The 11,522-nt window shown below is 48.8% G+C and carries 11 protein-coding genes; 8 read left to right on the forward strand and 3 right to left on the reverse strand.

Translation table 11 applies throughout. The features are described from left to right. Positions 1-81 precede the first annotated feature (81 nt). The 3 genes from EXY25_RS05665 (at position 82) to asnB (ending at position 4,630) form a co-directional block, all read left to right on the forward strand. Entirely contained in the window at positions 82-1,581 is a 1,500-nt protein-coding gene (locus tag EXY25_RS05665; protein WP_130566000.1) for a hypothetical protein, read from the forward strand. Between the two features lie 179 nt (positions 1,582-1,760). After that, entirely contained in the window at positions 1,761-2,726 is a 966-nt protein-coding gene (gene cysK, locus EXY25_RS05670; RefSeq protein ID WP_114337789.1) for a cysteine synthase A, read from the forward strand. A gap of 239 nt (positions 2,727-2,965) precedes the next feature. After that, on the forward strand, positions 2,966-4,630 hold the full coding sequence (gene asnB / locus EXY25_RS05675; protein WP_114337788.1) for an asparagine synthase B: 1,665 nt from the start codon (positions 2,966-2,968) through the stop codon (positions 4,628-4,630). A gap of 76 nt (positions 4,631-4,706) precedes the next feature. On the opposite strand, the gene EXY25_RS05680 is transcribed toward asnB, so the two are convergent. Next, complete coding sequence (locus EXY25_RS05680; RefSeq protein WP_130566001.1) at positions 4,707-5,312, reverse strand: FMN-dependent NADH-azoreductase; 606 nt, start codon at positions 5,310-5,312, stop codon at positions 4,707-4,709. A gap of 169 nt (positions 5,313-5,481) precedes the next feature. Between EXY25_RS05680 and EXY25_RS05685 the strand changes: the two genes are divergently transcribed. Further along, positions 5,482-6,255 (forward strand): DUF481 domain-containing protein, encoded by a 774-nt coding sequence (locus tag EXY25_RS05685; RefSeq protein WP_130566002.1) that lies wholly within the window; start codon positions 5,482-5,484, stop codon positions 6,253-6,255. Positions 6,256-6,305: 50 nt separating this feature from the next. Here the strand turns inward: EXY25_RS05685 and EXY25_RS05690 are convergent, their stop codons facing one another. Then, positions 6,306-6,734, reverse strand: coding sequence for a helix-turn-helix domain-containing protein (locus EXY25_RS05690; protein ID WP_233496447.1), 429 nt, complete (start codon positions 6,732-6,734; stop codon positions 6,306-6,308). A gap of 130 nt (positions 6,735-6,864) precedes the next feature. On the opposite strand from EXY25_RS05690, the gene EXY25_RS05695 reads away from it, so the two are divergent. From EXY25_RS05695 to EXY25_RS05705, 3 genes are all read left to right on the forward strand, one after another. After that, on the forward strand, positions 6,865-7,569 hold the full coding sequence (locus EXY25_RS05695) for an SDR family oxidoreductase (protein WP_114337785.1): 705 nt from the start codon (positions 6,865-6,867) through the stop codon (positions 7,567-7,569). A gap of 119 nt (positions 7,570-7,688) precedes the next feature. Further along, positions 7,689-7,889 (forward strand): hypothetical protein, encoded by a 201-nt coding sequence (locus tag EXY25_RS05700; protein ID WP_114337784.1) that lies wholly within the window; start codon positions 7,689-7,691, stop codon positions 7,887-7,889. Between the two features lie 17 nt (positions 7,890-7,906). Continuing rightward, entirely contained in the window at positions 7,907-8,698 is a 792-nt protein-coding gene (locus tag EXY25_RS05705; protein ID WP_130566003.1) for a sugar nucleotide-binding protein, read from the forward strand. Positions 8,699-8,787: 89 nt separating this feature from the next. Here the strand turns inward: EXY25_RS05705 and EXY25_RS05710 are convergent, their stop codons facing one another. Continuing rightward, positions 8,788-9,603, reverse strand: coding sequence for an HDOD domain-containing protein (locus EXY25_RS05710; protein ID WP_130566004.1), 816 nt, complete (start codon positions 9,601-9,603; stop codon positions 8,788-8,790). A gap of 164 nt (positions 9,604-9,767) precedes the next feature. Here EXY25_RS05710 and EXY25_RS05715 point away from each other — a divergent pair, with 164 nt between their 5' ends. Further along, a complete protein-coding gene (locus tag EXY25_RS05715) occupies positions 9,768-11,249 on the forward strand; it encodes a capsule assembly Wzi family protein (RefSeq protein WP_130566005.1) in 1,482 nt (493 codons plus the stop codon). Positions 11,250-11,522 lie beyond the last annotated feature (273 nt).

The raw sequence follows: 11,522 nt of genomic DNA on the forward strand, positions 1-11,522 counted from the left end.
TCACCGCCAATTCCCTTTAATAACAGTGGAACTCATATTAACCTTAGGCAGACTACGGATTGATTGTTGACGGAGCCATTCATGCCCCAAACCAGGGTATTCAAGCTTGCCAGTGAAAGAATTCAGCATGCCTACGACGCACAGGGACACTCTGAGGGGTGGCAGTTTCTCACTTCGCCAAAAAACACCTTCAAGAAAGGGGCCGACATTATCTTCTTCACCCCTCTGCCGCTCACCGAATACCATCCGGACACAGTTTTTTCTGCAAGTGCAGAGCAAGGCAGTATTTTTGCGACGGAGCAGTGGGGCAACCATGCCATAGGGCGCGCGCCGTTACAGAAGCAGGTTCAGGCCATGTTTCGTCAATTTGCCCGATTATTCTATTGCTCTGGCGATGCACTGCTACAACGCAGTATGACCGCGCACTACATCCCTTTCCGCGCGACCAGTGCTGACACCCTCCACAATGAGGCAGATGCGCACCAGTTCGCGAAAAAATTGTGGGCGGAGATACTGCCACCGCTAAACGCCAAGATCGTGATATGTATTGATGATCACACCGCCACCGATCTCTACGAGATCCTCAGTGGCGAAGCGCTAAAGCAAGCTGATGTCGACACCATTAAGCTAAACTGGGGTAACATCAGTGCCAAAGTTTATCCTCTTGGCAAAGGGGCTGCAGCCAGAGTACTGGTGCGCTTACCGCAACTCTCTCGCTTCACTATTTTCGACCGAGAAAAATCACAAAGTGCAGTTAACGAACTGATCGCCAAACTGCATACGCTCTTGAGTCAACCAGCCGCCACGGCCAAACCGGCAGTTAAAAAAGAGAGTAATAAAACAACTGACAAGCCTGCGCTGAGTAAGACAAAAAACAAGGCAGATAAAGATGAGTCGAGCATAAATGAACAACCGCTGGCTTCTACCGCGCCTACGGCGCAGGTAAAACAGATCAATGGTGACAGTAGCGAAACAACCAAAACTGATAAGTCGGCGAAAACCACTCAAACCAACGACGCTGTAGCGCCTAAAGAACCGCAAACAAAAGCGGCAAGCGACGAACAAGCACAAGAACAAGAGCAAAAAACAGCTGAAACAGGTGAGCGAAAACCGGACGCTGCTGGTGAGCCAAGCCAACCATCTACCGCGACAACGAACGAGGCAGAAAAGCCAAAAGCGCAGCCACTACACAACAGCGATGGCTTAGAAGATGAAATTCTTCTCACCCAGAGAAGCCTGCAAGAGATAACACAGCCGGAAATAAAAAAAGCTGAAACTGAAGCCAAAGTCGAAGTAGAAAAAGCCGTTGCAATTGAGACAGATCCAGCGTCAACCGTTGCGGATATAAAAGCAACGACACCACAACAAGCCACATCACAGAGCCATGCCAACATAACCTCTCCCGCTCTCAGCCAATCCATTGCTGAACGGCTGGAGCACCCTTGTGCTGATGAACCTACACCAGATAGCCAGCTTTATGCTGAAGAGCCCTACAGCCGCAGCGCATTGATTGTCACCGCCGTTGAGGTTGTCATCTTTGTGCTCGCCGCCGTCGCAATGATCACTTATGTCCTCAGATAATATGAGGGCATAAGCAACAGCATGATTTATCTCACCATTGCGGAACTATTTCGGCGAAATAAGTTCTATTCGCTTATGCAATAACGATATAACAAAATATACCTTTATATTATTTGGTTTGGTTGAGTATGCTTGACCCCGTACAAATCCAATAAGTCGGAACACAAGGGATCGGATCCATGAAAGTCTACGAAGATAATTCTCAAACTATCGGCCGTACGCCGCTGGTAAAACTGAACCGCGTGACCGGCGGTAATGTATTTGCAAAAGTTGAAGCCCGTAACCCAAGCTTCAGTGTTAAGTGCCGTATCGGCGCTAACATGATTTGGGATGCTGAAAAGCGTGGCGAACTGACAAAAGATAAAGAGTTGGTTGAACCCACTTCTGGCAACACCGGCATCGCGCTGGCCTTCGTTGCTGCGGCAAGAGGTTACAAGCTGACCCTGACCATGCCAAACACCATGAGCCTGGAACGCCGTAAGTTGTTAGTTGCTCTGGGTGCCAAAGTGGTACTGACAGACGGTGCCAAAGGTATGAAAGGTGCCGTTGCCAAAGCTGAAGAGATCCGTGACGCGAACCCGGATAAAGTTGTTTTACTACAGCAGTTTGATAACCCAGCTAACCCTGAGATCCATGTAAAAACCACAGGCCCTGAGATCTGGGAAGACACAGACGGTGAAGTTGATGTATTTATCGCAGGTGTGGGTACCGGCGGTACTATCACAGGTGTGAGCCGTTATCTGAAGCTGGAAAAAGGCAAAGACGTCGTCACTGTTGCTGTTGAGCCTGTTGAATCTCCAGTGATTGCGCAAGCAAAAGCGGGCGAAGATTTAACACCTGGCCCACACAAGATCCAAGGTATCGGTGCAGGCTTTATTCCTGGTAACTTAGATCTGGAGATGGTCGACCGTGTTGAGCAGGTCAATAGTGCTGATGCCATTGATATGGCTCGCCGCCTGATGGAAGAAGAAGGGATCTTGGCTGGTATCAGTTCAGGTGCAGCAGTAGTTGCTGCGAAGCGCCTTGCTGAAACAGATGAGTTCAAGGATAAGAATATTGTTGTGATCCTGCCAAGCTCAGCTGAACGTTACCTGTCCAGCGTGCTGTTCCAAGGCATGTTTAGCGACGCTGAAAACGTGCAGTAATCTTGTTATTCTAAAACGGTCAAGGTAGCCTTTGTTACCTTGACCGTTGTTTATCCCCCTCCGCCGCTATTTTTCACCGCAACTGCATAAAAACTACATATTTATGCGCTCAAAGTGACTTTTTACTTGATTTTTACCCATAGAATGGCAGAGTGCTAAGACCATTACTGGTCTGTGGGCAATGTGCTAAAGTCAGTGCCCACACCCATCAGAGACGTATTCAGGAGACAGGGAACGGTATGTGTTCTATTTTCGGCATTCTTGACATAAAGACCGACCCGGCAGAGTTGCGTAAGCAGGCATTACAGCTTTCTAAGCTAATGCGCCACCGTGGCCCTGACTGGTCAGGCATCTACGCAAATGATAACGCAATATTGGCCCACGAACGTTTGTCGATTGTTGACGTCAATACCGGTGCCCAGCCGTTGCTGAACCCGGAAAAAACTCACGCACTCGCAGTGAATGGTGAGATATATAACCACAAAGAATTGGCAGCCGAACTGAACGTCGACTTCCAGTTTCAAACAAAATCAGACTGTGAAGTGATCCTGGCTCTGTATAAAGAGAAAGGGATTAACTTCATCGACGACCTGAATGGCATGTTTGCCTTCACCCTCTACGATGCAGAGAAGAACAGCTACCTGATCGCCCGTGATCACATAGGTATCATCCCGTTGTATATCGGCTGGGACGAGCATGGCAATTTTTACGTTGCTTCAGAGCTAAAAGCGCTGACACCGGTATGTAATAAAGTAGAAACCTTCCCTCCTGGACACTATCTGAGTAGCGAAGAGGGTGAAATCCGCCCTTACTATAAACGTGACTGGCAAAGTTACGATGCTGTGAAAGATAACAGCACTAGCCGTGAAGATCTGCGTTCTGCTCTTGAAGCCGCCGTTAAACGTCAACTGATGTCTGACGTACCTTACGGAGTACTGCTTTCTGGTGGCCTTGATTCATCAGTGATCTCTGCCGTTGCCCATAAGTACGCTGCACGCCGCGTCGAAGACAATGAAGAATCAGAAGCCTGGTGGCCGCGTCTGCACTCGTTTGCGGTTGGTTTAGAGGGCTCTCCCGATCTATTAGCTGCCCGCGAAGTGGCTAACCATATTGGCACCCAGCACCACGAGATCCACTTTACCGTACAAGAAGGCTTAGATGCCGTACGCGACGTGATCTATCACCTCGAAACTTATGATGTCACCACCATTCGTGCATCAACCCCTATGTACTTGATGGCTCGTAAGATTAAGGCCATGGGTATTAAGATGGTGTTATCCGGTGAAGGCGCTGATGAGATATTTGGTGGCTACCTCTATTTCCACAAAGCACCTAACTCAAAAGAGTTTCACGAAGAGTTAAACCGCAAACTGGAAAAACTAAATCTATTTGATTGCCTTCGTGCCAATAAGTCGATGGCTGCTTGGGGTGTAGAAGCACGCGTACCATTCCTGGATAAAGAGTTCCTGGACGTAGCGATGCGCATCAATCCAGAAGACAAGATGTGTCGAGGCGATAAGATCGAGAAGCAGGTACTCCGTGAGTGTTTTGCTCACTATCTGCCAGAAAGCGTTGCTTGGCGTCAAAAAGAGCAGTTCTCTGATGGCGTTGGCTACTCTTGGATCGATACTCTGAAAGAGATTGCTGACGCGGAGATCTCTGACCAACAGTTGGAAAATGTCGAGTTCCGCTTCCCGATCAACACCCCAGACAGCAAAGAAGCGATCATGTACCGCCAGATATTTGAAGAACACTTCGGTAACAATGAAAGCGTTCTCCGCACGGTTCCACATGGCAAGTCTGTCGCTTGTTCAACACCGGAAGCCTTAAAGTGGGATGAAAGCTTCCAGAACCTGAATGATCCATCTGGTCGCTCTGTAGGTGTTCACAACGAATCTTACTAATAGCGGAATACGCAAAGCACGCAATATAGGTTACGTGCTCTAAATAAAAACAGCGGCCAAATGGCCGCTGTTTTTATTAGCGCTGAGCTAACCCCACCAAAGCATTCTTAGCTTTAGTCATTGCTTCGGCGGCACCGTCTGCCCCCATCGCCAGCCCTTCAGCATATACAAACGCTACATCGGTAAGCCCCAAAAATGACAATACATCAGTTAGATAGCGTGTTTGTGTGTCTTTTTCCGTACCGGCATACAAACCGCCACGGGTTGCAGCGACAATCACCTTTGTATTATTGAGCAATCCTTCAGGCCCACTTTCTGTATAGCGAAACGTCACTCCGGCTCTGGCAATATGATCAATCCAAGCCTTAAAGCCTGACGGCACACCAAAGTTATACATAGGCATACCAACCACCACTTCATCTGCAGCCATTAACTCTTCAATGAGTTGATCACTGATCAATGCCAATTGCCGCTGTTCAGGACTTCTCTCCTCTACAGGCGTAGACCACGCTGACAACATCTTTCCATCTAGGTGAGGGATCGGCTCTAAGCCGAGATCACGAGAGATCACAACACCATCGGCATGCGCCGCCAACCACTTCTCAACGTAATGGTGTGTCAATTGGCTCGATTGACTCTGCTCTGCAAGAATGCTGTTGTTCAGTACAAGTAGTTTTTTCATCGGGTTGCTCCTTATCTGGAGTCTCTATAATACAAGCTAATTTACCGGATAAAATCGTAAAAAATAGCCATTTTCGTTCTAATAATTAGAACATCCTGCTTTTTCACTTTTCTTCAAAATTGACACTGATAGGATGTAACTCGGATGTTAACTCGATGCGCAATTTTCCATGCAAAAGATAAGAACAATCAGTTTATGCGGCCTACTTTTCATCACAAGCTTCAGCAGTCAGGCCATCACCCCTATCGATACCAAAGAGAACCCAAATCAAGGCTGGGGCGGCTCTGTCGGCATTGGCCTTGAAGGTGAATCAGGTACAAAAGATGAACAAGAGTACGCTGCTAATCTCATACTCCGACACGTAAAAGAGCAACGAACAGCGTTATTGCTGTCCAACTATAACTACGCTGAAACCAATGACGTTAAGGATGAAGACGATCTGTTTGTCCATGGACGCTGGACAGAAAACAATTTTTTCCGCCCGATGTTGGACTGGGAGCTATTTGCTCAATATCAATATGACAAATTTGATGATCTTTCCAGCCGTGAACTTTTGGGCAGCGGCGTTCGCTGGCGCTTTGAAGACAAATCAGATGAAGGCAAGCTGTACACTAGCTTAGGGGCTGGGGGCTTCTTTGAACATGAAGAATCAGACAGTCAAAATGAAGAAAATAACAACTGGCGTGGAAATTTTTACGCCAAATGGGTGTGGGACCGCGCAGATGCCTTTCCGTACACCCTCTACGGCCAGCTCTATTTACAACCAGTGCTCGACGACCTTGGTGATTTAAGAGCAACCGGCAGCGGCGGTATTAAGTTTGGTATCACTGAAGCGTTAGCACTTCACCTAGAAGCTGAAGTGGAGTATGACTCTGAGCCTTTCGAAGAGGCGGAAGAAACTAACTGGGAATATGCGATCAAGCTTTCATATAGCTTTGACTAACGCCCACGGGTTAGTGAACAACGGCCTGTATCCAAGTCTTCGTTCACTGACTAATCGCACAATCCCATGACATAACGAACGAACGGCGTGGCCTCATCAAGATCGAAGTAGCCATCTTTCTTCTTCGTCGCACGGAGATATTGATAAGTCGCCACAATAACCTTCATCACCTTCTCATTTGCCACGCTGAGGTCATTCTGTTCAGCCATGGTCATGGTTAATTGGACCGACTTCTCTAGCGCTTCCATATCCACCACTTCGGCCTTACGATATTCATAGCCACAGCCGGTCGCTAACCACTCTAATGAGCAGTTCGCTTTCATAGCGATCTGGTTGGCTTTACTCAGGCTAGGCTCCGAGCCGGACAAATATTTACGCACCAGACTTTCACTTAACTCAACACGCCGAGCAAAGGCACTGACACTCTGCTCTCCCATTAACTCCCTCAGACGCGTCGCAAAACTTGCTTCTTCACTCACACGCTTTCTCCATTACGCGAAATTCACAACCGAACCTCGAACCAAAGTGCGAGACAATTCGCACCACAGGGTTGAACTTAGCACTCAAGAGATGAAAATACTAGAGAGACAACCAATGAGGATCTAACTAATGGAATCAATTCAAGGCAAAACAATCATCATCTCCGGCGGCGCAAGCGGTATTGGCTTGGGAATAGCCGAAGCACTGATCGCCGAGGGTGCGAACCTGGTGCTAACCTCTCGTCGAACAGAGCTATTGGAGCAAGAGGCCGCGCGCTTAAGCGCTATTGGCCCAGGCAGGGCCATAGGCGTCGGGGCCGACGTGCGTAACAAACAGCAGGTTCAGGAAGTGGCTCAAGCGGCACTGCGAGTGTTTGGAGGTATCGACGGGCTAATCAATAACAGCGGCCTAGGAGTCGGCGATAGTATTGAGTCGTGCAGTGAAGAGAATTGGGATCTGGTGATGGATACCTGTGCCAAGGGCACATTCTTAATGACCCAAGCGGTGCTACCCAACTTACGGGCGCGGCAATCCGGCCATATCATCAATATTGCGTCACAGGCCGCTAAGAATGGCTATGCCAATGCTGGCCCCTATTGTGCGGCAAAATTTGCCGTTCTTGGTTTCGCCGCCGCTTTGCAAGAAGAGGTGCGCGGTGATGGCATCAAAGTACATAGTCTCTGTCCTGGCCTAGTTCAGGTACCACGCCCACATAATGTCGCCGATCAATCGCCGGGATGGTTACAGGTCGAAGATATGGCGGCCGCCGTACTTTATGTGCTGAAACAACCAAAGCGCGTGTTTCTGGAGAACATCGGCCTTTACGGCTTCTAACTGCAACGATAGCGGGAATAGCAACTGGCTCGACAACAAAAAAGAATATTGGCACGCTGCATGCTTTAACTCCTGTGTCTGGCAAATTTGCCGAAATATTGACACCACTGGAGTAAGGTATGGACAAGCAAAACGATGCTAATCGACTGGCTGAAATAGCGAATGCTGTGGCAGAAACGGTTAAGCAACCGGAACCCAATTGGCAGGAAGTATTAACGCTCGCGACTGAAGCTGACGGAATTTGCCAACGGCATCAAGTAGACTGCCCTTTTGACGTCAACTATATTCGTTCCATTGCGGAGATTGCCTCCGCTGCATAAATAGAAAGCGGAGTACCATGAAAGCGATTATTACCGGCGCCAATGGCACCCTCGGCAAGCATTTAAGTCAACACCTGAAAAATCAGGGTTGGACGGTGCTGCCTTGGGATCGCCACAGTGTCACAGTCAACGACTGGCACCAGAGCTACCAATTCCTGCAGCGAGTGAAGCCTGATGTTATTTTCCATCTCGCCATCGCGTCCAGCAGCACTGGATTGGAAAATGAAGGTTGGCGTATCAATCACGATTGGCCACTGCAGATAGCTGACCTCTGCCGAGAGCTCAATATCGAGCTGGTATTCACCAGCACAGCAATGGTTTTTTCCGATCACGCGATAGGCCCATTCACCCCCAACAGCCAACCAGATGCCGCCGAAGGCTACGGCTTTGAGAAACTGCGAGCGGAGCAAGGAATAAGACATAAGTTGCCGTCAGCAAGGATCGTACGCCTGGGTTGGCAAATAGATGAAACACCCGGTGGCAACAACATGCTGGAAAACCTTTGCCAGCAAGCAGCGGCAGGTAATGGCACCATTAGCGCGAGCGAGTGCTGGTATCCCGCCTGTTCCGCAATCAATGAAACTGTGAAAGGCTTAGTCAAAGCCTATGAACTGCCTGGCGATACCTATATGCTCGACAGTAACCGCCAATGGACATTTTTTGATGTAGTTAACGCAATCAAAACCAAACACAACATGGATTGGCATGTGGTCGCGAATCAAGATTTCGTATTCGATCAACGAATGCAAGATCCTCGACTGCCGATGCCATCACTAAGAGAAGCCTTCCCGGCGCTAAAGCCGATATAGCTACAACATCGATCACTTCTCCCACCAAGGGAGAAGTGACAAAGAGATAAGTAAACGCCAACAAAGCACAAGGCGGAAACTAGCGCTGGTTATGCTGCCAGTACACCATGAAGCTTAAGTGCACTCTTAGTACGCTCGCATTGGCCAAGTTCAGAGGTAGGCGACGTAGAAAGTTTGGCCGCCCAAAGGTAGTGGGTGAAGTGAAACTCACCATCTTCTATCGGAGGTTTCACCAACGCCTGAGCGTAAGCGTCTTGCATTCCCCAGCGCTGTAGCGTTAGCTGCAAGTACTTATTGCTCAAAGTAAGCATATCCTCAATAGTGTCTTGGCTAAGCGGTGGTAAGCTAGCTTCATCTTCACCTGTATCATTGGCGCTTCGCGTGATCACTTGGTCTGCGGCAGTCAATACAGCTAACGAACCAACCCCCGACATCACTGCGGCAGTCAAAATATCGGAAGCATCTAAGCGTCGGCATTTGGCGGGTTCGCGATGGCGATGTTGCCAATACAATTCAGTGGCAACCTGCCCTAGGCTCCAACTTTGCTGCCAATTCAAACGCATACGCTGGGCAATATTGCTATCTAAACAGCGGGCATCGTGCAGCTGCTTAGCCGCATAGATCATCGCCAATTCACCTACCGCATGTATCCCTATTCTTCTAATAGCGTCAGCCACCTGATGGCAAGTCTGCTTTCCCGTGCCATATAGCGCACTATTAGCCAGCTTCAACAAATACCCACTAAACGCCGGATCTTTTAGCACCGTCTCTTCGACATCATAAAGATCAGAATTTGGATTAACACACAATCGACGCACGGCAACCACTTGCTCGGGCAATGCCAGTAAGTGTTGCTCTGAATTAAACAGCGCCGCCATTGCGCCTTTCATCTGCTGAATTGCCAAACAGCCTCCCAAACAACCTAGGCCAGAATCAATTGCGCTATTTTGCCTGCAGCAAAGAAACAAACCAAGCGACGCAGACCACGCTTTTCATTATCCGTAGAACAAGCGACAATAGGCACAAAAGTTATAAGACACGGGATGTCACTCTCTTGAGCAACTCTTCGATGACAAAAAGTATATTCGCCTGTGCCGCCGCGGCACTGCTTTCTTCTGTTATATCAATTAATAGCATCGCTGCGCCTTGGATATCGCCGGATGAGATCCACCTGCGTGCCGATATTCAGATGCTCGCTGACGTTGGTGTGATCACCGTGCCGGTTAACACCTTTCCACTAATGTGGAGTGGAATAATAAGAGACATAGATCAAGCTTCTATCAGCGAGCAACCTGAAAGTGTACGAATGGCCGTACACAGAGTGCGCCATGCATTTACCCAGCAAAACGACAAGCAAGGTGTCACCAGCCTGTCGATTGGTGCAGCCACTAATGATGCCCGCTTCCAGCATTTTGGTACACCACTCAGAGAGAAAGGCGAAGCCTCTATCAGCCATGAAGGGATGGGCAATCGTATCGCCTATAAGCTTAAAGCCACCTACGCCTACGATGCGCAAGATGATGAAGATCTGCGTTTAGACGGTTCCTATCTAAGCATGATCATCGGCAACTGGGCGATCACTGGCGGAGTCATTGATCAATGGTGGGGGCCAGGGTGGGACACGGCATTAACCATGAGCAGTAACGCCCGGCCAATACCTACCATGATGATCAGCCGTAACTATGCCGAACCATTCGATTTTCCGGTATTGGAGTGGCTAGGCCCATGGACCCTCTCAACAGGTGTTGGCATCCTCAATGACGATGACAGATACGTAGAAGATGCCCTGCTCTGGACCTTCCGCGCCACTATCAAGCCGATTCCGCAGTTAGAGTTAGGTATGTCCCGTTCCGCGCAAATATGTGGTGATGACAGAAGCTGTAGCCTAAGCACGTGGGGTGACATGCTGGGTGGTGATGACAATACGGGCACGGAAGACGAGCCAGGTAACCAATTAGCCGCGTTAGATTTTCGCTGGGGCGACACCGCTTGGGGCGTCCCCTACGGTATCTATGGTGAAACCATGGGCGAAGATAACTTTGAAATTAGTAAATTCCCTCCTTTTTCAGCCAAAAGCTACTTGGGCGGCGTCGATGTCAGTTTCCAAATCGCTGACAACCAGATCCGTACCTTTTTTGAATACACTGACACTGGCCCTTGGTGCAATGGTCGATACAACTGTGCATACGAACACCACTTATATCAGAGTGGCTACCGCTATTGGGATCGTAGTATCGGTAGTACTTATGACAACGACACCAAGAGTTACACTCTAGGCTTTGTCGGCATAACAAGTAATGGCCACCAATGGAAAAGCAACTTCCGCTATCTGGATCTGAACTTCGATAATGAAAACAAAGCACCACCTGGAGGAAACACCGTTGCCCCCATTGCTGAACAAGCAAAACAGGTAGACGTTAGTTACCTGATGCCTATGTTCCATGGCCGCATTGAAGTAGGTATGGACTATACCTATTCAGAATATGACAACGCCGATGAAGATTCAGACGGCGTATGGAATGGCTGGGTAAATTGGGAGTATGTTTTTTAGCGTCAAAGACCCTTGTTAGCTAAGTCTTTAGCCCCCTCATCCTAACCTTCTCCCGCCAAGGGAGAAGGGATCTAAGCAAGGCAGCTTGAGAGAAAATAGGCTGATTTTAGCAATGAACCATCATCACTTATGCTTTTAGCCCCCTCTCCAAGGGGAGAGATACCATCTTGCTCGTCATGCCTCAAGCAGTGATTTTCACGCTGTTTGAGGCTGATACTCGCTCTGGTGCTTAAGCACGCCGAAGCAAATATGAGTCAGCTTGCGCATTGCCGC

This window comes from Corallincola spongiicola (assembly GCF_004284785.1).
Classification (GTDB): Bacteria; Pseudomonadota; Gammaproteobacteria; order Enterobacterales; family Neiellaceae; genus Corallincola; species Corallincola holothuriorum.

Excerpts from the sequence above, each read along its gene's own strand:
- EXY25_RS05695 (WP_114337785.1), top strand. The coding sequence starts at position 6,865 with ATGGAATCAATTCAAGGCAAAACAATCATCATCTCCGGCGGCGCAAGC.
- EXY25_RS05705 (WP_130566003.1), top strand. The coding sequence starts at position 7,907 with ATGAAAGCGATTATTACCGGCGCCAATGGCACCCTCGGCAAGCATTTA.
- EXY25_RS05665 (WP_130566000.1), top strand. The coding sequence starts at position 82 with ATGCCCCAAACCAGGGTATTCAAGCTTGCCAGTGAAAGAATTCAGCAT.
- EXY25_RS05715 (WP_130566005.1), top strand. The coding sequence starts at position 9,768 with ATGACAAAAAGTATATTCGCCTGTGCCGCCGCGGCACTGCTTTCTTCT.
- EXY25_RS05680 (WP_130566001.1), bottom strand. The coding sequence starts at position 5,312 with ATGAAAAAACTACTTGTACTGAACAACAGCATTCTTGCAGAGCAGAGT.
- asnB (WP_114337788.1), top strand. The coding sequence starts at position 2,966 with ATGTGTTCTATTTTCGGCATTCTTGACATAAAGACCGACCCGGCAGAG.
- cysK (WP_114337789.1), top strand. The coding sequence starts at position 1,761 with ATGAAAGTCTACGAAGATAATTCTCAAACTATCGGCCGTACGCCGCTG.
- EXY25_RS05700 (WP_114337784.1), top strand. The coding sequence starts at position 7,689 with ATGGACAAGCAAAACGATGCTAATCGACTGGCTGAAATAGCGAATGCT.
- EXY25_RS05685 (WP_130566002.1), top strand. The coding sequence starts at position 5,482 with ATGCAAAAGATAAGAACAATCAGTTTATGCGGCCTACTTTTCATCACA.